General features: G+C 41.3%; 23 protein-coding genes. 9 read left to right on the top strand and 14 right to left on the bottom strand.

The annotated features are described in order from the left end of the window. Nucleotides 1–61: 61 nt before the first annotated feature. The 3 genes from ACT3RM_RS00250 (at nucleotide 62) to ACT3RM_RS00260 (ending at nucleotide 4,546) form a co-directional block, all read left to right on the top strand. A complete protein-coding gene (locus ACT3RM_RS00250; RefSeq protein ID WP_441834030.1) occupies nucleotides 62–2,341 on the top strand; it encodes a penicillin acylase family protein in 2,280 nt (759 codons plus the stop codon). Between the two features lie 355 nt (nucleotides 2,342–2,696). Continuing rightward, the gene (locus ACT3RM_RS00255) at nucleotides 2,697–4,229 is read left to right on the top strand and encodes a GNAT family N-acetyltransferase (protein ID WP_441834031.1); all 1,533 of its coding nucleotides are present in this window, start codon (nucleotides 2,697–2,699) and stop codon (nucleotides 4,227–4,229) included. Beyond that, nucleotides 4,229–4,546 (top strand): DMT family transporter, encoded by a 318-nt coding sequence (locus ACT3RM_RS00260; protein ID WP_441834032.1) that lies wholly within the window; start codon nucleotides 4,229–4,231, stop codon nucleotides 4,544–4,546. Before ACT3RM_RS00255 ends, ACT3RM_RS00260 begins: the two co-directional genes overlap by 1 nt. A gap of 35 nt (nucleotides 4,547–4,581) precedes the next feature. On the opposite strand, the gene ACT3RM_RS00265 is transcribed toward ACT3RM_RS00260, so the two are convergent. Next, nucleotides 4,582–5,460 carry a multidrug transporter gene (locus tag ACT3RM_RS00265; RefSeq protein WP_441834033.1) on the bottom strand — a complete coding sequence of 293 codons (879 nt, stop codon included), beginning with the start codon at nucleotides 5,458–5,460 and terminating at the stop codon, nucleotides 4,582–4,584. A gap of 228 nt (nucleotides 5,461–5,688) precedes the next feature. On the opposite strand from ACT3RM_RS00265, the gene ACT3RM_RS00270 reads away from it, so the two are divergent. Next, the gene (locus ACT3RM_RS00270) at nucleotides 5,689–6,072 is read left to right on the top strand and encodes an MAPEG family protein (RefSeq protein WP_441834034.1); all 384 of its coding nucleotides are present in this window, start codon (nucleotides 5,689–5,691) and stop codon (nucleotides 6,070–6,072) included. A 335-nt stretch (nucleotides 6,073–6,407) separates the two neighbouring features. Here the strand turns inward: ACT3RM_RS00270 and ACT3RM_RS00275 are convergent, their stop codons facing one another. After that, the gene (locus ACT3RM_RS00275; protein WP_441834035.1) at nucleotides 6,408–7,169 is read right to left on the bottom strand and encodes a M56 family metallopeptidase; all 762 of its coding nucleotides are present in this window, start codon (nucleotides 7,167–7,169) and stop codon (nucleotides 6,408–6,410) included. Nucleotides 7,170–7,206: 37 nt separating this feature from the next. Then, nucleotides 7,207–7,662 carry an IS200/IS605 family transposase gene (tnpA, locus tag ACT3RM_RS00280; RefSeq protein ID WP_441834036.1) on the bottom strand — a complete coding sequence of 152 codons (456 nt, stop codon included), beginning with the start codon at nucleotides 7,660–7,662 and terminating at the stop codon, nucleotides 7,207–7,209. Between the two features lie 73 nt (nucleotides 7,663–7,735). On the opposite strand from tnpA, the gene ACT3RM_RS00285 reads away from it, so the two are divergent. Continuing rightward, complete coding sequence (locus tag ACT3RM_RS00285) at nucleotides 7,736–9,253, top strand: RNA-guided endonuclease InsQ/TnpB family protein (protein ID WP_441834037.1); 1,518 nt, start codon at nucleotides 7,736–7,738, stop codon at nucleotides 9,251–9,253. On the opposite strand, the gene ACT3RM_RS00290 is transcribed toward ACT3RM_RS00285, so the two are convergent. The 3 genes from ACT3RM_RS00290 to ACT3RM_RS00300 form a co-directional block, all read right to left on the bottom strand. After that, on the bottom strand, nucleotides 9,207–9,743 hold the full coding sequence (locus ACT3RM_RS00290) for a hypothetical protein (RefSeq protein WP_441834038.1): 537 nt from the start codon (nucleotides 9,741–9,743) through the stop codon (nucleotides 9,207–9,209). The genes ACT3RM_RS00285 and ACT3RM_RS00290 overlap by 47 nt on opposite strands. Before the next feature lie 10 nt (nucleotides 9,744–9,753). Continuing rightward, nucleotides 9,754–10,128 carry a BlaI/MecI/CopY family transcriptional regulator gene (locus ACT3RM_RS00295; RefSeq protein ID WP_441834039.1) on the bottom strand — a complete coding sequence of 125 codons (375 nt, stop codon included), beginning with the start codon at nucleotides 10,126–10,128 and terminating at the stop codon, nucleotides 9,754–9,756. 80 nt (nucleotides 10,129–10,208) lie between these two features. After that, nucleotides 10,209–10,901 (bottom strand): pseudouridine synthase, encoded by a 693-nt coding sequence (locus tag ACT3RM_RS00300; RefSeq protein WP_441834040.1) that lies wholly within the window; start codon nucleotides 10,899–10,901, stop codon nucleotides 10,209–10,211. 82 nt (nucleotides 10,902–10,983) lie between these two features. Between ACT3RM_RS00300 and ACT3RM_RS00305 the strand changes: the two genes are divergently transcribed. Beyond that, nucleotides 10,984–11,289, top strand: coding sequence for a DUF6482 family protein (locus tag ACT3RM_RS00305; RefSeq protein ID WP_441834041.1), 306 nt, complete (start codon nucleotides 10,984–10,986; stop codon nucleotides 11,287–11,289). Between the two features lie 46 nt (nucleotides 11,290–11,335). Continuing rightward, nucleotides 11,336–11,743 (top strand): GNAT family N-acetyltransferase, encoded by a 408-nt coding sequence (locus ACT3RM_RS00310; protein WP_441834042.1) that lies wholly within the window; start codon nucleotides 11,336–11,338, stop codon nucleotides 11,741–11,743. Here the strand turns inward: ACT3RM_RS00310 and ACT3RM_RS00315 are convergent. From ACT3RM_RS00315 to lptM, 8 genes are all read right to left on the bottom strand, one after another. Next, nucleotides 11,740–12,102 (bottom strand): HopJ type III effector protein, encoded by a 363-nt coding sequence (locus ACT3RM_RS00315; protein WP_441834043.1) that lies wholly within the window; start codon nucleotides 12,100–12,102, stop codon nucleotides 11,740–11,742. The genes ACT3RM_RS00310 and ACT3RM_RS00315 overlap by 4 nt on opposite strands. A 16-nt stretch (nucleotides 12,103–12,118) precedes the next feature. After that, the gene (locus ACT3RM_RS00320; protein WP_441834044.1) at nucleotides 12,119–13,225 is read right to left on the bottom strand and encodes an aspartyl protease family protein; all 1,107 of its coding nucleotides are present in this window, start codon (nucleotides 13,223–13,225) and stop codon (nucleotides 12,119–12,121) included. Between the two features lie 7 nt (nucleotides 13,226–13,232). Next, entirely contained in the window at nucleotides 13,233–13,946 is a 714-nt protein-coding gene (locus ACT3RM_RS00325; RefSeq protein WP_441834045.1) for an HAD-IA family hydrolase, read from the bottom strand. 10 nt (nucleotides 13,947–13,956) lie between these two features. Further along, nucleotides 13,957–14,916, bottom strand: coding sequence for a tyrosine recombinase XerC (locus tag ACT3RM_RS00330; protein WP_441834046.1), 960 nt, complete (start codon nucleotides 14,914–14,916; stop codon nucleotides 13,957–13,959). After that, the gene (locus ACT3RM_RS00335; protein WP_441834047.1) at nucleotides 14,913–15,530 is read right to left on the bottom strand and encodes a DUF484 family protein; all 618 of its coding nucleotides are present in this window, start codon (nucleotides 15,528–15,530) and stop codon (nucleotides 14,913–14,915) included. The genes ACT3RM_RS00330 and ACT3RM_RS00335 overlap by 4 nt, the downstream gene beginning before the upstream one ends. Then, the gene (dapF, locus tag ACT3RM_RS00340) at nucleotides 15,527–16,357 is read right to left on the bottom strand and encodes a diaminopimelate epimerase (RefSeq protein WP_441834048.1); all 831 of its coding nucleotides are present in this window, start codon (nucleotides 16,355–16,357) and stop codon (nucleotides 15,527–15,529) included. Before dapF ends, ACT3RM_RS00335 begins: the two co-directional genes overlap by 4 nt. 64 nt (nucleotides 16,358–16,421) lie before the next feature. Continuing rightward, entirely contained in the window at nucleotides 16,422–17,675 is a 1,254-nt protein-coding gene (gene lysA / locus ACT3RM_RS00345) for a diaminopimelate decarboxylase (RefSeq protein ID WP_441834049.1), read from the bottom strand. Further along, nucleotides 17,676–17,864, bottom strand: coding sequence for an LPS translocon maturation chaperone LptM (gene lptM / locus ACT3RM_RS00350; protein WP_441834050.1), 189 nt, complete (start codon nucleotides 17,862–17,864; stop codon nucleotides 17,676–17,678). A gap of 156 nt (nucleotides 17,865–18,020) precedes the next feature. Between lptM and cyaY the strand changes: the two genes are divergently transcribed. Both cyaY and ACT3RM_RS00360 read left to right on the top strand, forming a co-directional pair. After that, entirely contained in the window at nucleotides 18,021–18,344 is a 324-nt protein-coding gene (gene cyaY / locus ACT3RM_RS00355; RefSeq protein WP_441834051.1) for an iron donor protein CyaY, read from the top strand. Further along, nucleotides 18,341–18,997, top strand: coding sequence for an alpha/beta hydrolase (locus ACT3RM_RS00360; RefSeq protein ID WP_441834052.1), 657 nt, complete (start codon nucleotides 18,341–18,343; stop codon nucleotides 18,995–18,997). The genes cyaY and ACT3RM_RS00360 overlap by 4 nt, the downstream gene beginning before the upstream one ends. Nucleotides 18,998–19,004: the final 7 nt, after the last annotated feature.

Below are 19,004 nucleotides of genomic sequence, written 5' to 3' on the forward strand. Positions count from 1 at the left end.
AATATTATTTTTTCATAAAACACAGGTTATGATGGGTTAATACCCGTCAAGGAATACGTTTATGGTTAAGGTAATAAAATGGTTGGTGCTGAGTTTATTAATAATAGCTTTACTTGCTACTGGTGTTTTGTATGCAGTGCTAACGCTTAGTTTGCCCGCCCTTGATGGCCAAGGGAGCAGTAAAGCAGTGACGAATAAAGTGCTCATTGAGCGTGATAAATTAGGCCAAGCCGTTATTCATGCAAGTAACCGTAATGATGCCGCTTATGCACTTGGTTTTGCCCATGGCCAAGATCGTTTTTTCCAAATGGATTTACTACGCCGCAATGCCGCTGGCGAACTCAGCGAGTTATTTGGTAAAGCAGCTATTAATTTAGATAAAAAAATGCGCTTTCATCAATTACGCAAACGAAGCCAATTTATTTTCGAGCAGCTTCCTGAGTCGGATAAAAACTTATTAGCTAGTTATGCAACGGGTGTAAACGAAGGGCTGGCACAAATTGGCTTTAAGAGTTTTGAATATTTATTAACGGGTACAGAGCAAAAGCCATGGCAAAGTGAAGATAGCCTGTTAGTTATTTTTAGCATGTACCTAGATTTACAAACGGCAACCTTTGAGCGAGATAAGGCGCTGATTCAAATTGAACAGCAATTTGGCAGGCAAATGATAGCGTTTTTAACCCAGCCAAGTACTCATCAAGCAGCATTAGATGGTAGTAAGTTAGCGCCTTACTCAGGTGGGATCCCCGCACTTGAACAGAAAGTCGGTACTCATGTTGAGATTGCAGCCAATCAAGAACGCGGCAGTAATAATTGGGCGGTAACAGGTGCATTAACAAGTACGGGCGCTGGTATGCTGTCGGATGATATGCATTTATCTATGGCAGTGCCGGTTATTTGGTATCGGGCGCAACTTAATTATCTTAAAAATGGGCAACAGCATCAGATTACTGGCGTATCTTTACCCGGCGCGCCCGCCATTGTGGTTGGCACTAATAATAAAATCGCGTGGGGTTTTACCAATGGTTACCTTGATACTGCTGATTGGATTGCGATTAATGACACCCATAAAACGTGGCAAGTAAAAGAACAAATAGCGGTTGCAGGTACAGTTGATGAAGATTACTCAATTACCATGAGTGAATACGGCCCTGTACAACAAATTAATGATAAACCGTATGCGTTAAGCTGGGTTGCTCATCATGATTATGCGGTTGACATGAGCTTACTAAAATTAGAGCAAGCTACAAATGTTGATGATGCATTAAGTATCGCTGCTGAAATCGGGATCCCTGTGCAAAACTTAGTAGTGGTTGATAGTCAAGGCAGTGCAGCATGGAAAAATATGGGCGCAATACCAGCACGTAAAACCCCTAGTGAACTTGCAGTACCTGAGGGGCGCTATTCTCCAAAGTGGCACGATAATGAAGTTATAAGACCAAGTGTTAAAAACCCTAAAGATGGTCGGTTATGGACGGGTAACTCACGAGTAGTTTCAGTCCAAGATGATCAACGTTTTGGTAATGGTAGTTATGCACTTGGCGCTCGCGCAAGTCAAATTCGCGATAGGCTTTATGAAAAACAGCAATTTAATGAAGCTGATTTTAACCAATTACAGCATGACAACGAAGCTCGATTTTTAACGCCCTGGCATACTTTATTGCTTAGCCAATTAAAGGCAGCGCCACAAAAAAATAAGCAGTATATACAAGCTCTTGATAGCTGGCAGCGATGTGCTTGTGCAGAGTCTGTAGGATATACATTAGTTAGGCATTTTCGTGATGAAGTGATTAATAGTTTATTTGGTAGCATTGAGAAAAACCTTCAGCAACAACAAGGTAGCTTAGAGTACATAAAGCGTGATTTAGAGCCAGCAACATGGCAACTGATAAAGCAACAGCCAGCCAGCTGGTTAAATAAAAAGTATGCTAATTGGTCCGCGCAAATGGAGGGTGCTTTTGAATTGGTAGTTAAAAAGTTAACTGCCAAATATGGTAATAACTTGCAAAGTTGGCAATGGGGTAAGGTTAATGAGTTAGTGATAGAGCACCCATTTGCTAAACAGATGCCTATTTTAAAAAGCTTTTTAAATATGCCCAGTGCGGTAGGTTTTGGTGATAGCTACATGCCTGCAGTACAAGGTACTAGCTTTGGTGCATCGCAGCGCTTTATTGCGCAGCCTGGGCATTTAGATAAGGCAATAATGGCAATACCTGGTGGGCAATCAGGGCATCCGTTTTCGAGGTTTTATCGTGCTGGGTTTGATGACTATATAAAAGCTAAGCCAACGCCATTGTTACCACAATCGGTGATTCATCGACTCACGATTAAGCCATACTAGCTTGTAGCAGTATATTTGCGCTGGCGGCATTTTAAAGGCGCCTGATGGTACTCAATACATGGATGATAAGTGAGCGCTGGGCGCGGTAAGTGACCATTTAGGGCTAATTACGTATTATCGGCTAGTTGATAAAGCAAAAATGTTGGCAGTGGTTCTGCCAGCTATACTAGGCTTAGAGTGCATCAAGTGGTTACTAAAAAAGTGACTAATTACACTTTTTATCGTAGCTTAAAAAACTCAGCCAATGTTAATATATAAAATTGAATGGTATTTTTGTGCCATTATTTCATATCTGTTGAGCTGAGGTTTGCTTTATTCAGCAGGTATTAATCCCTTTTGCCAAAAGGAGTCGTGTATGTCGGCAGAAAAAACCCACCTTGAGATTTGCAACTTAAGTAAAGAGCAGTATCCACAAGTAAAAACCTTGATGGATCAAGCTTACCCTGGTTTAGGTGGGGCATGGCCAACGCACACTATTTTTAGATTAATAGATCAATTTCCTGAAGGGCAATTAGGCATAATTGATGATGGTGTTTTGGTTGGCTTAGCGTTAAGTGTGCAAGTTGATTACAATCGTTTTTCTAATCCACATACTTACGAAGACATTGTTGATGGCCACGACCGTGTATTTAGCGACCTAGAAGGCGATGCTTTGTATGGCCTTGATGTGGTCATTTCTTCTACTCACCGTGGTATGCGCTTAGGCCGCAGACTTTATGATGCGCGCAAAGAGCTTTGTCGTCAGTATAACTTACGAGCTATTTTAGCCGGTGGTCGTATTCCGCGCTATTTTAATCATAGTAAGGATATGAGCCCGACGGAGTATATTGCTAAGGTTGATCATAAAGAGCTTTATGATCCAATTTTAAGTTTTCAGCTGTCAAATGATTTTCAAGTAAAACGGCTACTTAAAAAATACTTACCAGAAGATCAGGAGTCAGTAGGTTATGCCACGTTACTTGAGTGGAATAACATTATGTATGAACCAACCGACACGGTACTTGAATCGACTAAATCGATTGTGCGTGTCGGTGCAGTGCAGTGGCAAATGCGCTGCGTAGACTCGGTTGATGAATTATTAAAGCAGGTAGAGTATTTTGTAGATACGGTATCTGATTACAAAAGTGACTTTATCCTCTTTCCTGAATTTTTTAATGCGCCGCTAATGGGCTTAACTGAACAAAAAAGCCAAACTGAAGCGATTCGTAATTTAGCTGAATACACTGAAACATTCCGCGATGCCATGTCGCGTATGGCTGTTGAATATAACGCCAATATTATTACCGGTTCTATGCCACTTTCAGAAAATGATAAAATTTTCAATGTTAGTTATTTATGTCACCGCAGCGGTAAAGTTGACGAGCAACGTAAAATACATATTACCCCGCATGAGCAAAACGATTGGGTAATTCAAGGTGGTGATAAAATTGCCGTTTTTGATACCGATGCAGGGCGAGTAGGCATTCAAATTTGTTATGACGTAGAATTCCCAGAACTGTCGCGTATTTTAGCCAAACAAGGTCTAGATATTTTGTTTGTGCCATTTTGGACCGACACCAAAAACAGTTATTTACGTGTTCGTCACTGTGCCCAAGCTCGTGCGATTGAAAATGAGTGCTATGTAGTGATTGCAGGCTCAGTTGGTAACTTGCCAGAGGTAGAAAGCCTCGATGTACAATACTCACAATCGGCGGTATTAACGCCTTCGGACTTTTCGTTCCCGCATGATGCAACGCTTAATGAAGCAACCCCGAATACAGAGATGTTGCTATTTAGTGATTTAGATATGGATAAGCTGAAAATTCTTCACAGTGAGGGGACCGTACGTAACTTAAAAGATCGCCGTGAAGATTTATATGATGTGATTCTAAAAAAGAGAGATAATTAATGGCGTGGATGTATTTAATTATTGCTGGCTTACTTGAAATTGGCTGGCCTGTAGGCTTAAAAATGTCGCAAGAAGGTGAAAACCGTTGGTTAGGTATTGGCATTGCAGTGGTGTTTATGGTTGCCAGCGGTTTTATGCTATGGCTTGCTCAACGTGATATTTCTATGGGTACATCTTATGCCGTATGGACGGGGATCGGTGCCGCGGGTACGTTTTTAGTTGGTATTCTTTTTTATAACGATGCTGCCAGTTTTGGTCGTATTGCTGGGGTGCTGTTGATTATAAGTGGTGTAATTACGCTTAAAATAAGTCATTAATTCAATTATTTAAAGTGTGGCAATAGCCGCACTTTTTATATTGGTAGTATCACTAAGATTGCTGCTATGGCGATTAACACAAGCCCCACACTATCTTGGTGTTTGAGCGGCTGTTTTAACCACAATATTGATATTAAAATAGTAAAAAACACTTCTACTTGACCCAAGGTTTTTACATAAGCAACATGTTGTAAGCTCATGGCACTAAACCAACCAATAGAACCAATACAGCTAAAAAAGCTTACTGCGCTAGTCGTGCGTTTATGTGCCCACATCGCACAAAATGTTGCGGGTTCTTTAAAGGCAATATAACCACATAACATAATAGTTTGTAGGCTAATAATAAACAGCAACACCCATGCGGCAGAATAAGGAAATAGTAGCCCTGAGTTAAGGCTCGCTTCGCGGATCCACGATGAAGACAATGCAAATGCAGTACCACAGGCTAAACCTAGTAGAGCCGTTTTCAAGCTAAAGTGCTTAACATTAGTGATTCCGCTTAATAATAAAACGGCTATAGAGCCAATAAATACACCCAGCCAACCTAGTACTGAGAGAGTGGCACCAAAAAACAATACTCCTAAAATAGCTGCTACCAGCGCTTCACTCTTAGCAAGCCCTGCGCCGACGGCAAAGTTATTCATTTTAAATAATTGCACCATCAACCCTGTCGCTATAATTTGTACTATGCTGGCACCGACAATATAACTAACAAAAGATAGGTTAAAAGTTGGTAAAGCAGCATCCTGATAAAGATATAAAGATGCTAAATAAGCCAAGGCAATTGGACTGGCAAGAATAAAGCGTGCAAGTGTTACTCCTGCAACGCTCACATGTGCACTGAGTTTACTCTGCAGGGCATTACGCCACGATTGCATAAAAGCCGCTAAAATAGTTAAAAAAATCCAAGTCATAATAAAAAACAAAAAATTTGATAGATGGGTAAGTTACCAGTAGAGAAACGCTAATGCGAATCCATAATACGGAATATGAAAATATATTGGCTGCGACAATTTGTCACAGTTTCAAACTAAGCAATCTGAGCTATAGTAATGGTGATGTTATTGTTAGCCGTCATTACTTATATCAGTAGTGACGGCTTTTTTATGCTAGTTTATTGAAAAGTAATAAGAGGAATAACAATGACAACTTTACTGATCTGCGCTTTACTTTCGGTATTAATGCCTTACCTTGCCAAAGTACCGCTTGCTTTAGCGATGCACAAGCTTGACGGCTACGACAACAAGCACCCGCGTGCTCAGCAAGCAAAGCTAAAGGGTTTTGGCGGGCGGGCTTTAGCTGCACACCAAAATTGCTTTGAAGCGCTTGCGGTATTCGCCGTTGCTTTGGCGGTAGTGCTTGGTACCAATAATGTGCATCAAGTAACTGAGCTTTTGGCTGCTACTCATATTATAGCGCGTGTTTTATATTGTGTTTTTTACTACTTAGACCTGGATGTGCTTCGCTCATTAGTGTGGTTTGTTGGTTTAGGCGCAGCTATCGCGATGATTGTGGTCAGTTTCTAACGTCTATACTCAAACCACCTCAATATGCGAGTTTCAGTTGGAATTAAAAGCGATTTAGGCAAGGCATTGATTGCAAATAATAGTGGTTCTATTGTAAAAATCAATAACGCAGTATAAATCGCTTTTAAGCCAACCCTTTGGGCGTTTTACAGGACTTACTCTCATCGTTGTTCCATCTTAAAAGGGACTGCCATTCTTGCAAAGTAACGCCTTGATATTAAGCCCCTGTGAAACGCTGAATTCTGCATCTTGAGATGGGTTGGGTATATATTTAAAAACCACAAAGCAAGCGGCTAAAATAAGGCGCTTGCTTTAGGGTTTCTAAGTGTTGAAACTTATTTTGCAGCAACAGTCACTTTTTCAATCAGACTTTGCGATTTGTATGTTTCATCAAGTGCAAAGTCTAACTGCACGAGTACATCTTTAAAGCCAGAATTTGATGGCTTATATTGCCATTGCTTTAATGCTACTTTTGCCTCCTTATTAAATACACCCGCTGGCTTGGCATTAACGACGGAGACATTTTGTGTCTCACCGTTTGGGCTGATATCGTATTTTAAAACCACGGAACCACTAATGCTTTGCTCAGCAGCATGTGAAGGATAAACTGGTTCAATGCGTATTGTGGGTGAAATGTGCTCTGCTTTAGCTAAAGATGCGTCTGTTTGTTTAGCTGTGGCAAAGCTGCTTAGTATGCCTGCGGTAAAAATAAGTAAGGCACCTTTGGCGGCCAGTGAGCTGTTTCCGGTATGCTTTATTTGCTTGAGTCGTTGTAACATCATGTTTTTATCTCCGTAGTGTGAGTAGGCCATTAAACCTGTGCGGGTGTGTTCTGCACAATTAATCAGTGCTTTACTGTATAAAATTCGTTGTTGAGTACCCTTATTTTCAAGCACTTTTTCATCGCATGACAGTTCTTGTAAGCGTCTAAAGCTTAAGTAGCCTAGCCATGCTACTGGGTTAAACCAGCATATTAATGTTGCTATTAAAAACAGCATATTGAGTAAATTATCACGGCGTTTTATGTGTACTTTTTCATGCTCAATAATAAGCGCTAATGATGCACTATCGGTTTTTTGAACATTTGCAGGGCGCATTCTCGTCTGCTTTAGCCACGAGTTAAGCCCTGCGGTTTTAGTTTTTATGCTTGGTAATGGCTTTACTCTGCTTAACCGCCCTCTCTGAGGGAGGCTTACGTTGCGAATCTATATAGGCAGCGACCTGTTCCAAACTACCGCCGCCACACGATACAACACAGTAGCTAGGAGACCAAAACTTGTCGCCCCAAAGCTTTGTTTTTACTGATTCCCAATAGTCACGTCGAAGTATGTAACTAGACTTACCCTTTAGCTTGCCCACTAAATTAGATACGGCTAGTTTAGGGTGAACCTGCACCATTAGGTGGACGTGTTCGGCCTCAAACCCGTATTCCATTAGCTCGCACTGCATTTGTTCGCAGGTTTCGCTGAATACTTGTTTAAGGATCTCGCCCATTTCTAGCGTGAAGACTTCTCGACGGTATTTTGTAACGAATACTAGGTGTACTTGATTCTTATAAACGCAACTTCTTCCTGTTCTCCATTCGTACATATTAAACTCATGGTTGATTTTTGAGTAGAGCTATAATATTCTGTGTTTAATAATTGAGCAAGGTATTTGATTAATGGCAATTCGTGGATTTAGCATCGAAATAACTGACAGATTGAGTAGCCGTCAGGCTACTCATTTTGCACAGTGGATCGGTGGCTCGAATGTCATGCGTAATCAAAAGATTGAGGAAAGTCTCGAACTTATCCGAGCCGAAAAAGGTTCGGAGATCCACCAGAAGTATGCGGCCATCAAAGCGAAGCCTGAGCTGGCTTTCTTGAAAGAAGTGCCTGTACAAATACTCCGTAACTCTGCAAGTATGCTTATTGCCGACGTTAATGCGTGTAGAAGCGGGCTTAGGAAGTTCCCAAAGCCCAAAGGACGTAACCGTAAACGTAGCTGTGTCGTCACAAAAGAAATGTTCATTATTGAGCCGTTAGATTGTAACAGGACACTTCTAACATTCTATGAGAAGGCTTCAAAGAAGCCTGTAAGAATGTTTTCCATACAACTAGATTACGCGCTTCAAAAGTTGGCTAAACAATTTCGTATTTCGCGCCAAGGTAGACGCTTTCACCTATCGGGGTCGTATAGCGACGGTATAGAATTAGCGGCGAACGAAGAGTTGTTAAATGGCTTTGTACAACAAAATCTAAGTGATGGTGAACTACTAGCTCAAATCACAGGTATTGACCGTGGCGTTAAGCTGCCTATAGCAACAAGCGACGGTTTGCGTAAAGCCTATAGCCCTGATGCGGCTGAGAGACTAAAGCAGCTTGCCCGTAAAAAAGCGCGATATCAGCGTATTTTGGCACGTAAAAAGCGCCAAAATAACAACAAAAACACTAAACGTGTCGAGTCAAACGAGCAACAAAAATTAGCAGATAAAATCGCTAACTTTGATAGTAAAACTGCGCGGATCAGACATGACTTTTTGCACCAGACCTCGAAAGAGGTCGTGCTCGCGGCTAAGCCAATAATCGCTTTGGAATGCTTAAAACTCAAGAATATGACTAAGCGTGCTAAACCAAAACGCGGCAAGCATGGACGCGGCTATGTGAGCAATCGCGCTCGTGCTAAGAGTGGGCTAAATAGAAGTCTACTAAATGTCGCTTTAGGAAAGCTTGGTGATTTCATTAAATATAAAGCCAACGACTACGGCAAGGCCGTAGTCGAGGTAAATCCTGCATTCACGTCGCAGACGTGCCATGTGTGCGGTGAAAAGAGTACAATAAGGCCACAACAAGATACATTAATTTGCCTTAACGGTTGTGGTACTTTTCATGCGGACGACAATGCCAGTATTGTCATTGCGCAACGTGCTGTACCTTACATTCAAGAGTCTATGTTTGCCCAGAAAGCAAAACCTCGTAAGAAAACAGCAATACGTAAAAAGGCGGTAATACCGCCGTTGGGGAATGAACTGACCTCAACTGAAAAACCAGGAGAGTTAGAGGCTGCATCAACGGATGTGTCCCTTGCGTGCTCACGCACGCAAGCTGACGTAAGACCGTCACCGACGGCAAGTCTTGTACCAAGAAACTCTCTTACAACAATGGACACCAGTCAAGCTGGTGTCTTGGAAACTCGATAGCTTTAGCTACGAGTAGTTCATCATATTCACTAGGCAGTACAAGTTGGGTGCGAAACAACCCAATGACCATAGGCGTGTTAACGGCGCCGCTTTGTAATAACGCAATATTGAGGTTTTTATTAGTTAGTTTAAAGCTATTAAGTGGAGCAAGTCGCAGTTGTTTTATAAACCGTTGGTGCGTGATCACAGTTAGTAACGTTAATAGAGCAAGCACCATGCTATAAATTAATGCCCAACTAATACTTAACTGAGTATCTAAATTTCGCTCCGGCGTTATCAACATGGTGCTCATTGCTGTATTTTGAATTGGCTTGAAATGTTCTGGTAAGTTAATAAGTAACAGCGAAGTTGGTAATAATAGCCATAACTTATAGACAAAATTTGCGCTGAGCCACTTTAGAGAATAACGTTCCAAAACCAATAAGCTCAGTATTAAAAACGCAATGAGCAGTTGCTGTTCAATAAGCCAGTTAAAAGTGCTTTCTAACATAAGAGTATCCTTACTTTTGTTGCTTTTCCCACTCATCAATCACCTTTTTCAGCTCATTGATGTCTTGTTGCGATAATTGCTCAGATTTAGCAAAACCACTGACCAGTGGTGCTATACGGCCACTGAAAAAGCGCTCAATAAAGTTTTGGCTTTCTTTTAAGGTGTATTCAGCACGTTCCATACAAGGGGTATAAATATACTGGCGGCCCTCTTTTTCAAAGCTCAGGGCATTTTTTTTAACTAGGCGGCCGAGTAGAGTTTTTATGGTTTTCTCGTGCCATTGTTTTTCATCACTTAGTCGTTCAATTATTTGACTTGCCGTAGCGGGGTAGTTTATCCAAAGCGCATCAAGCACTTCAAATTCAGCCTTTGAAAGTTCAATCATAAAGTTTGCCTACAGATGTAATCCTTGACTTAAGATTACACCTGTAATCAGTTTGTGCAAGTGTTTTATACAAAAATTAATTAATTTTTTAAAATGGCTGATTTATTGATTTTAAGGAAGGTGTTCTCGGGTATGTTCAACTCAGCGAGGTTAAGCGCCGCAATTTGTTCGCGGTATAAGTCAATAACTTGATAGCCACAGTAGTGCGCCATTTTACGAATTTGCCTATTAAGCCCCTGTTTTAAAATGATACTAAATTGCTTGTTTGTTACCTTTTCGACTTTACAGGGTAAAGTTAGCTGCTTATTTACTGGCACACCCGCTGCCATTTTTTGGCAAAAATTATTATCAAGTGGCTTATCTACTGTCACTAAATAGCGCTTTGGCTGGTGGAAGTCTGGATGAATTAATTGATTACAAAACTCACCATCGTTAGTCAGGATCAATAAGCCACGAGAGTCTTTATCGAGTCGACCGATAGGGTATATCCGAGTACCTGTAGGTAGATGATGAATTAAGCTGCTTCTACCTGCTTGATTAAGCTTGCAGTCAATTCCCACCGGTTTGTGATAAGCGTAATAAATAAGCTTTGCTTGACCTTGCACACGCACGCCATTTACCCGTATATAGTCGTTATCATCAACATGATCAATGTGGTTAGCTAACTGGTTATTTACCAGCACAACACCTTCGTCTATTAATCGTGATGCTTGTTTACGTGAACACAGGCCCGCATGGGCGAGATATTTTGCTAAGCGGGTTTTGTTTCTCATAGGGGGATCTTTGGTTTGGATTGATCAAAGTATATCAAGGCTGCGTAAAAATACGCACTACACTTTGCAAAAGGTTAATGCTATGGCGATTAAGTTATCTGAGCTGGGTCAACACCAGCCAATACAAAAAGTGATTTTGCATTCATTGGAGATGGTGCTTTATCAAGTTTCAGTGATGATAAATAATGTAGAATACTATGTGACTGACGATAAAGGGGAGTTTATTCGCGGTCTGAGCCCATTAGATATTCAAAAGCGCCTAAAGCATTTGAGTTATGCGCAGATGGTATTACGCCACATCAGCGCCTATGATGAAATGTGTGGTCAGCCAGAAAAATGTGCGAGTAATATGCTTGAGGTTTCATACGCAAATAATAATTTGTATTAATTAGCTATTACCTTAGACTGGCACTTTTCATTGCGACTTAATAATTATGTATCAATTAAAATCGGATGATAGTGAAAGTTTAAATCAATTACTTCGTGAGCATATAGTAGATTTCAATAAGGCGCACTTTGATGCGTCACGCTTGCCTCTTGGCTTTAAATTTGTTGATAAAAATCAGCAAATAGTTGCAGGTGTATTTGCACAAGTGTTTGGTCATTGGCTACAAATTAACTGGTTGTGGTGTGCGCCAAATGTACGTGGCAAAGGGTTCGCTAAAAAGCTGTTAGATAAGGTGGAACAAAAGGGTAAAGGATTAGGGGCACTATATGTACAGCTGGATACACTCGACTTTCAGGCCAGGCCATTTTATGAAAAAAATGGCTATTCAGTTAAGTACCAAATGAATAATTACCCTCTGACTGGTACGCGATTTTTTATGGAAAAAGTGCTTTAACCTTTATTTTTTAATACATCTTCATTTTTAAAACTAACCCCTAAAAACGGCGTCGTCTCTGGTGCGAGCATGAAGGTACGAATATTCATATGATCGCTACCGGTGGGGTTGTTGAGCACATCATCGTGATAAAAAGCACCAAAGCAGTCTAGGGTATTTTGTTTACTCAGTTGATTAAGTTTGGCAAAAGCCAATATTTTACATGAGCCATTATTTTCGCTTGCAGTGCTTTCTATACCGTGGTTATTAAAAGCGCCGGGGGTAAAGTGGTAGTTGGCGTCTATTACTGCCATAGTATCTGAAAAATCGATATTTTGTGGTGAGTTAGCGAGTTTAAATAAAAAGTTATTAAGCGTCATTGTTCATCCTTAATTATTATGGAGCTAACTCTAACTGATCGGTTTGCTGATTAATATTGAATTTAAAGTGATTTAAAAAATTCATACCAAGCAATCCATAACCAGTATGGTTATCAATAATCAAAATATCAAAGTTGTTTAATTGCTGTTGGCCAATGGTGATTGACTCAACACGGTAGCGCTGTGCAGTTACCTTGCCATTGGCGGTATTCACCATTAAGTTGCCAAGGGGTTGTGGTGCCGTTACTAGTTGCTCAAACACCGTGCGTGGTAATACGGTAAAACTGGCGCCGGTATCAAGCATTAGCGTGGCGTTAGTATATTGATTAAGCGTAGCCTCTACCAAGTAATGGGCACCTTGTTTTTGCAGAGAGATTAAATCAATCCCAGCATTTTTATTATCAATTAAGGTTTGCAGTTGTTCAACCTCTTGCTGCATTGAGTGCTCGGTGGGGAGACGATCTAAGGTATTTTGAGCGCTTAACAAGTCATCTAGCTGATAATAAGCACTTGCCAGTGCCAGTAGGTAACGCGGTTTTTCATTGTCATAATCAAGCCACACTAAGGTTTGGGTAACCATTTTTTGCCACGCCTGTTGCGCGGTTAATTCGTTGAGCTGATCATTGGTTAGCTGCATTAATTGGTTACTGAGCTTGGCTTTTAGTGGCTCATCAGCCAAGGCATGTAATGCGTATAAGCTGATAATAGCATTGTGTATCTCGCCTTGTCTTAGTAACCGCTGTGCGTCTTGGTAAAGCATTTTTAAATCATAGGGGCGGCGTACTAAAAAGGCATTTAAAAATTGCTCGCTGGTAATAAGTTCATCATTTAACAACCACCTCTCGAGCGTTGACAGCCAATTTGTATAAAGTGCTTCAGCAGCAAGCGGGTGGCTATCTTCAAGGGCAAGATACAGTGTTACTGCATGCTCATAATCGCCATTTTCAAAAGCATGTTGGGCGGCTTGTGTTGGAGACGTTTGACTGAAAGCTAAGGGGGTTGCGCTATGGCTTTTTTGTGTTGCCTTTTGTGGTTGCGCAATTGTATTTGGCCAAAGTAAGTATCCATTTAAAGCGATCGATAACGTCAATAAACCACTTACTACTTTGCTATAAAAAGTCATAGTTTACTCACACATAGTTTATAAAATATTGAAGCGCTTGAATATCGGTTATTTCAACATCGGCAAGGCCTCTATATGCGTAATTAGCTTGTTGATTATTAAGCCAAACCGACTGACAACCTGCATTGTGGGCGCCTTGCACATCGGTATCTAGACTATCGCCAATATGCAAAATGTTCTGTGGGGCGACATTTAACTGCTTTGAGGCTTGTTCAAACATGGCTGTATGCGGTTTCGCTTTACCATTTATACCTGCTTGCAGTACTAACTCAAAGATACCTCTAAGATTAAACTTATCAATTTCAACATTGCCGTTGGTAATAGCAATTAAGCGGTACTGTTTAGCGAGTTTAGTAAGTAAGCTTAACACCTCATCGGAAACAGTAATTTGGCTGCGCGCATCTGCAAAGGCTTGATAAGCGACTGTTGCATGATGTTCAACCTCATTGGCTGTAAGGCCCATTTTACCAAGGCCAACACGTAAGGTGGCTTTACGCCAAAGCGTAACATCGTCGACAAGACCGGGTTGCTGTTTTACTGCCTGTTCGCGACATTGTTGCCAGTACTGTTTACCTTGAGCCTGCCACTTCGGTAAGGTATTAAGGTAATCCATTTGTGCTTGAACAGCTGCTTTAATAATAGGGTGGTTATTATAAAGCGTGTCGTCTAAATCAAAACTAAGCACAGAGAAAGGTGAAATAGCTCGGTTAAAACGGATCATAATGGGCTCTTTATTCGGGGCGCTTTTTAGCTCGCGGGTGAGTGTTATCGTATACTTTGGCGAGATGCTGAAAATCTAAGTGAGTATAGACTTGCGTGGCCGATAAACTACTGTGGCCTAACAGTTCTTGTACTGCGCGTAAATCGCCAGATGATTCTAAAATATGCGATGCGAACGAATGACGTAACTTATGCGGATGAACCTGTGAGCTAATACCTTGCTTAATACCCCATTCTTGCATTCTTAAACGTACTTGGCGCACCGAAATGCGGTTCTTTTTACTGCTCACAAAAATAGCTATTTCATCAGGTTTAGCAAATTGAGCGCGAACTTTTAGCCAATCAGTGAGCGCATCAAGCGCTTTTGAACCAACGGGTATTAAGCGCTCTTTATTGCCTTTACCACGTACTCGTATTTCTCCTTCACCGCGTTTTATATCTTGTAAGTTTGCACCGACTAACTCGCTAATACGTAAACCTGATGAATACATAAGTTCCATCATAGCTTTGTCGCGGATGGCAAGCGGATCATCAACATCAATATCTAATAACCTTGCCACTTGGTCAACATCGAGATTTTTTGGTAATGGCTTTGCAAACTTAGGGCCTTTAATAGCCTCGGCAGGGTTGTGGTAATGTGTTGTATGGTCGTCACTTTTGTTTTTTAAAAATTTATATAATCTACGAATACAACTGAGCTTTAAGCTAATGGTACGGCCGCTCAATTGCTTGGCGCGTAGCTGCATGCTGTAACGGCGTATATGTTCGCCTTGTACTTGTGACCAATTATCGCAGAGCTTACTAAAGTAGAGTGCGGCAAACTGTAATTGGCTGGTGTATTGCAAAACTGTATGAGCAGAGTACTGTCTTTCATAACGAAGATATTCGCCAAAGGCGGTAATTGCTGTGCGCCAATCATCGTGTAGCTCATTGCAAAGCTCATTGACAGTGGGCGGCACGCTTTGGCTCATGCTCGTTCCAACTCTAATAATCTTAACTGTAACGAACGGACAAACTCTAATATGAAAAAGCTGTCTTTAGCAGGCTCAAAATGGCTCATATTGTCACTACCAAAAGCAAGAATGGCCACTGGGTTCTGATTGTTGCCAATCAAGTAAAGTGCGGTTGATTGGGTGCTTTTTGAAAAAAGCAACTCTCGTTCTTGTTCGTTTGCACGGCCTAAATAGCTGCCTGAGTCAGCAAGCCTGTGAGCAATTAAGTCATCATATTTTTTTTCGTAACGCACTAAATGGCATTCGCTAACCTCTGGGTTCGTACAAATGATATTACGTAAATTGCTCGCTAAGGTTTTAAAGTCGTAATTGGTCCAAAGTTGACGATGGCACTCGCTAAATAAACGATAAATCAGTTCATTTTCTTTAGCTTGTGCGATAAGTGTATCTATTTGGTTTTTTAATAAAGTATTGTGCTCACGCAGTTTTCGCTGCTGAATATGTACCAGCGATGTTGCGCCTTGGGCTTGCTGTTGTAGCTCAAGCTGAGTTAATAGAGCCGGATTTTGTAGTAAAAAGTCTGGGTTTTGCTGTAAATACTCAGTAACTTGTTGAGGTGTCACTTGGCTCATAAGGCTACCTGCCCATCAAATATATGTTCTGCTGGGCCGGTCATACGTACTGGGTGACCTTCACCTTGCCAACGAATTTGTAAGCTACCACCTGGTAAATCTACTTGTACGGTGGTCGTTAATTTACTTTGAATTTGCCCAATCACCATAGCCGCACAAGCTCCTGTGCCACAGGCAAGTGTTTCGTTTACGCCGCGTTCCCACACTCTTAGTTTAATATGTTCTTTAGAAATAACCTGCATAAAGCCGACATTAGCGCGTTGTGGAAAGCGTTCGTGACTCTCTAAAAGTGGCCCAAGGGTGGCAACGTCAGCAGTGTCAACATCATCCACTTCTAACACACAGTGCGGGTTGCCTATCGATACAGCTCCACTAAAAACGGTGTGTTCTTCTGCGCGGATAATATAAGTAAGTTCGCGCTTTGTGGCTTTTAATGGAATTTTGCTTGGTTCAAAGCTGGGGTGTCCCATATTAACCGTGACTTGGCCGTCTTTTTCAATGTAAAGAGTAAGGTTTCCTGATTTAGTCGAAACCGTTACTTTATGCTTATTAGTTAAGCCTTTCATACGTACAAAACGCGCGAAACAGCGAGCACCGTTGCCACATTGTTCTACTTCGTTGCCGTCAGCGTTGAAAATACGATAGTGAAAATCAAGATCAGGAGAATAAGGAGCTTCGACCATTAATAGTTGGTCAAAGCCTATGCCGAAGTGACGATCAGCCAGCTTTTTGATTTGATCTCGGGATAGAAAAACATTTTGTGTAATGTTATCAATAACAACAAAGTCGTTGCCTAAGCCGTGCATTTTTGAAAAATTAACTAACATAGCGCTCTAATTCGGTTTTGCTCTGTGCTAATCATGCCACAGAGCGCCACCGTAATGAAAACGTTTATGGTAAAATTTTCTCACCTTGCCAAAGGTTCTCAAGTAACTCGCGTTCGCGGATAACAAAGCTTTGCTCGCCATCAACCATAATCTCAGCCACTTTTGGGCGTGAATTGTAGTTTGAGCTCATGGTAAAACCATAAGCGCCAGCACTACGCTGGGCCAGTAAATCCCCTTGTTCTAAGGCAAGCATGCGATCTTTACCTAAAAAGTCACCGGTTTCACAAACGGGACCGACAATGTCAAAGTTATGAGTGGGTGTACTGTCATTGCGTGGTGTAACAGGCACAATGTTTTGCCATGCTTGATAGAGCGAAGGGCGCAGCATATCGTTCATGCCTGCATCGACAATGGCAAAAAACTTGTCTTGATTTTGTTTTATAAACTCGACTTTTGTCACTAAGATACCAGCATTGGCAGCAATGGCACGACCGGGCTCAAAAATGAGTTCAAGGTGTTTATAATCAGCTAAACGCTCAGTAACAAGAGCAACATACTCGCTAGGGTGTGGTGGTGCTTCGTCGTTGTAAGTAACGCCTAAGCCGCCACCAATATCTAAGTGGCTAAGATTGATGTCGTTCGCTTTTAACTCATCAATAAGCGCCAGTACTTTATCGAGCGCTTCTAGAAATGGTTTTACTTCTGTGAGCTGTGAGCCGATATGGCAATCAACCCCGGTGATTTTTAAATTCGGTAATGATGCCGCGTACTGATAAACGCTAACGGCTGTTTGAATATCAATACCAAATTTATTTTCTTTCAAGCCCGTTGAAATATATGGGTGCGTTTTAGCATCAATGTCAGGGTTAACTCGAATTGAAATTGGCGCAACGAGATTTAATTCAGTAGCAACTCCTGAAATACGGTCAAGTTCAGATACCGATTCAACATTAAAACATTTAATGCCCAATTCAAGGGCGTAAGCGATTTCGTCTGCCGTTTTAGCTACGCCAGAAAACACCACTTTTTTAACATCACCGCCAGCTTGCATGACTCGCGCAAGCTCACCTTTTGATACAATATCAAAACCGGAACCAAGACGAGCAAGTATGTTTAATACGGCTATATTTGAGTTTGCTTTAACAGCATAGCAAACTAAGTTTTTATGTTCAGTCGCTGCTTCAGCAAACGCTTTATAATGACGTTCAAAAGTTTGGCGTGAATAGATATAGCAGGGTGTACCATACTTCTCTACAATTTGATTGACAGCGGTGTCTTCAGCGTGCAGCTGGTTATTTTTATATTTAAAAAAATCCATCTATTGTTCCTGTTTAGGTTCAGTTGTTGATGATGGGGTAGTAGCGGGAGCTACTTGATCCGGTTGATTTGGTTCATTTTTTTCTTCTTGCAGGTAAAGAGGCCCGCTTTGCCCGCAACCGGCTAATACGATAAATAAAATACCTAGTACAGGTATGTACTTTAATTGTTTAAGATGTGTCTGTTTCATTAGATTAATCGCGTTGCTGGCTTTATACTCGCAGAGTACCAGAATATCTAAAAAATGCAGCTATTCGCGGATGATTTTATTCCTGTTACACTATCTGCATGTCCTATGTACCCAATGCTAGGTTCAGCCTAGAAAATGCTCGTAAAGGAAATGATAATGACTGATCATGAATACCATCAATTAGCCGAAGCCCTAATGTTCACTATTGAAGAACAAGTAGATGATTGTGGTGCCGATTTAGATTACGAATCAGCTGAAGGAATTTTAGAAATTATTTTCCCTGATCGCACTAAAATTGTAATTAATAAGCAAGCGCCTTTACATCAAGTATGGGTAGCAACTAAATTTAATGGTCACCACTTTGAATTACGTGGTGATAAGTGGATTGATAACCGCTCAGGTGCAGAGTTTTGGCAATTTATAAATGAAGCAACAACTCGACAAGCAGGCCAACCAATTGAGTGGCAATCAACGTTATGAGTTTAGAATTTGTTGAACACCCAGCAAAAACTGAGCACAAAGCCAGTGTTATTTGGTTGCATGGTTTAGGCGATTCTGGTGATGGTTTTTTACCTGTTGCCACGCAATTAGCTTTACCTGATGAATTAGGTGTGCGGTTTATTTTTCCTCATGCGCCAATTCAGCCAGTAACGCTGAACGGCGGAATGGCAATGCGCTCATGGTACGATATTAAATCAATGGATCTAGAGGCGCGGGCCGATGAGGCTGGCGTACGAGAGTCAGCGGCTAAAGTTCAGCAGCTTATTGAACAAGAGCTTGCCAGTGGCATTCCTGCTGATAAAATTATTCTAGCGGGATTTTCTCAAGGCGGGGTTGTTTCGTTACACTTGGCACCGCGTTTTACGCAAAAGTTAGCGGGCGTTATGGCACTTTCGACTTATATGTGCGCGCCTAATAAACTTGCAGATGAAGCAAAGCATACAAATTTAAATGTTTTTATGGCTCATGGCCGCCATGACGATGTAGTACCACACAGTGCCGGACGTAATGCATTTGATATATTACAAGCAAATAACATGGATGTAAGTTGGCAAGACTATCCAATGGCTCACCAAGTCTGCGGGGAAGAGTTGGCAGCAATTCGTCAATGGTTAATTGCCCGCTTGAGTTAATTATATA

It is taken from the genome of Pseudoalteromonas sp. AOP7-A1-14, assembly GCF_052376275.1.
Taxonomy (GTDB): domain Bacteria; phylum Pseudomonadota; class Gammaproteobacteria; order Enterobacterales; family Alteromonadaceae; genus Pseudoalteromonas.

Excerpts from the sequence above, each read along its gene's own strand:
- ACT3RM_RS00265 (WP_441834033.1), bottom strand. The coding sequence starts at position 5,460 with ATGACTTGGATTTTTTTAACTATTTTAGCGGCTTTTATGCAATCGTGG.
- ACT3RM_RS00330 (WP_441834046.1), bottom strand. The coding sequence starts at position 14,916 with ATGAGCCAAAGCGTGCCGCCCACTGTCAATGAGCTTTGCAATGAGCTA.
- ACT3RM_RS00305 (WP_441834041.1), top strand. The coding sequence starts at position 10,984 with ATGGCGATTAAGTTATCTGAGCTGGGTCAACACCAGCCAATACAAAAA.
- tnpA (WP_441834036.1), bottom strand. The coding sequence starts at position 7,662 with ATGTACGAATGGAGAACAGGAAGAAGTTGCGTTTATAAGAATCAAGTA.
- ACT3RM_RS00360 (WP_441834052.1), top strand. The coding sequence starts at position 18,341 with ATGAGTTTAGAATTTGTTGAACACCCAGCAAAAACTGAGCACAAAGCC.
- ACT3RM_RS00295 (WP_441834039.1), bottom strand. The coding sequence starts at position 10,128 with ATGATTGAACTTTCAAAGGCTGAATTTGAAGTGCTTGATGCGCTTTGG.
- ACT3RM_RS00320 (WP_441834044.1), bottom strand. The coding sequence starts at position 13,225 with ATGACTTTTTATAGCAAAGTAGTAAGTGGTTTATTGACGTTATCGATC.
- ACT3RM_RS00255 (WP_441834031.1), top strand. The coding sequence starts at position 2,697 with ATGTCGGCAGAAAAAACCCACCTTGAGATTTGCAACTTAAGTAAAGAG.
- cyaY (WP_441834051.1), top strand. The coding sequence starts at position 18,021 with ATGACTGATCATGAATACCATCAATTAGCCGAAGCCCTAATGTTCACT.
- ACT3RM_RS00335 (WP_441834047.1), bottom strand. The coding sequence starts at position 15,530 with ATGAGCCAAGTGACACCTCAACAAGTTACTGAGTATTTACAGCAAAAC.
- lysA (WP_441834049.1), bottom strand. The coding sequence starts at position 17,675 with ATGGATTTTTTTAAATATAAAAATAACCAGCTGCACGCTGAAGACACC.
- ACT3RM_RS00260 (WP_441834032.1), top strand. The coding sequence starts at position 4,229 with ATGGCGTGGATGTATTTAATTATTGCTGGCTTACTTGAAATTGGCTGG.
- ACT3RM_RS00310 (WP_441834042.1), top strand. The coding sequence starts at position 11,336 with ATGTATCAATTAAAATCGGATGATAGTGAAAGTTTAAATCAATTACTT.
- ACT3RM_RS00315 (WP_441834043.1), bottom strand. The coding sequence starts at position 12,102 with ATGACGCTTAATAACTTTTTATTTAAACTCGCTAACTCACCACAAAAT.
- ACT3RM_RS00325 (WP_441834045.1), bottom strand. The coding sequence starts at position 13,946 with ATGATCCGTTTTAACCGAGCTATTTCACCTTTCTCTGTGCTTAGTTTT.
- ACT3RM_RS00290 (WP_441834038.1), bottom strand. The coding sequence starts at position 9,743 with ATGTTAGAAAGCACTTTTAACTGGCTTATTGAACAGCAACTGCTCATT.
- ACT3RM_RS00275 (WP_441834035.1), bottom strand. The coding sequence starts at position 7,169 with ATGCGCCCTGCAAATGTTCAAAAAACCGATAGTGCATCATTAGCGCTT.
- ACT3RM_RS00285 (WP_441834037.1), top strand. The coding sequence starts at position 7,736 with ATGGCAATTCGTGGATTTAGCATCGAAATAACTGACAGATTGAGTAGC.
- ACT3RM_RS00270 (WP_441834034.1), top strand. The coding sequence starts at position 5,689 with ATGACAACTTTACTGATCTGCGCTTTACTTTCGGTATTAATGCCTTAC.
- lptM (WP_441834050.1), bottom strand. The coding sequence starts at position 17,864 with ATGAAACAGACACATCTTAAACAATTAAAGTACATACCTGTACTAGGT.
- ACT3RM_RS00250 (WP_441834030.1), top strand. The coding sequence starts at position 62 with ATGGTTAAGGTAATAAAATGGTTGGTGCTGAGTTTATTAATAATAGCT.
- ACT3RM_RS00300 (WP_441834040.1), bottom strand. The coding sequence starts at position 10,901 with ATGAGAAACAAAACCCGCTTAGCAAAATATCTCGCCCATGCGGGCCTG.
- dapF (WP_441834048.1), bottom strand. The coding sequence starts at position 16,357 with ATGTTAGTTAATTTTTCAAAAATGCACGGCTTAGGCAACGACTTTGTT.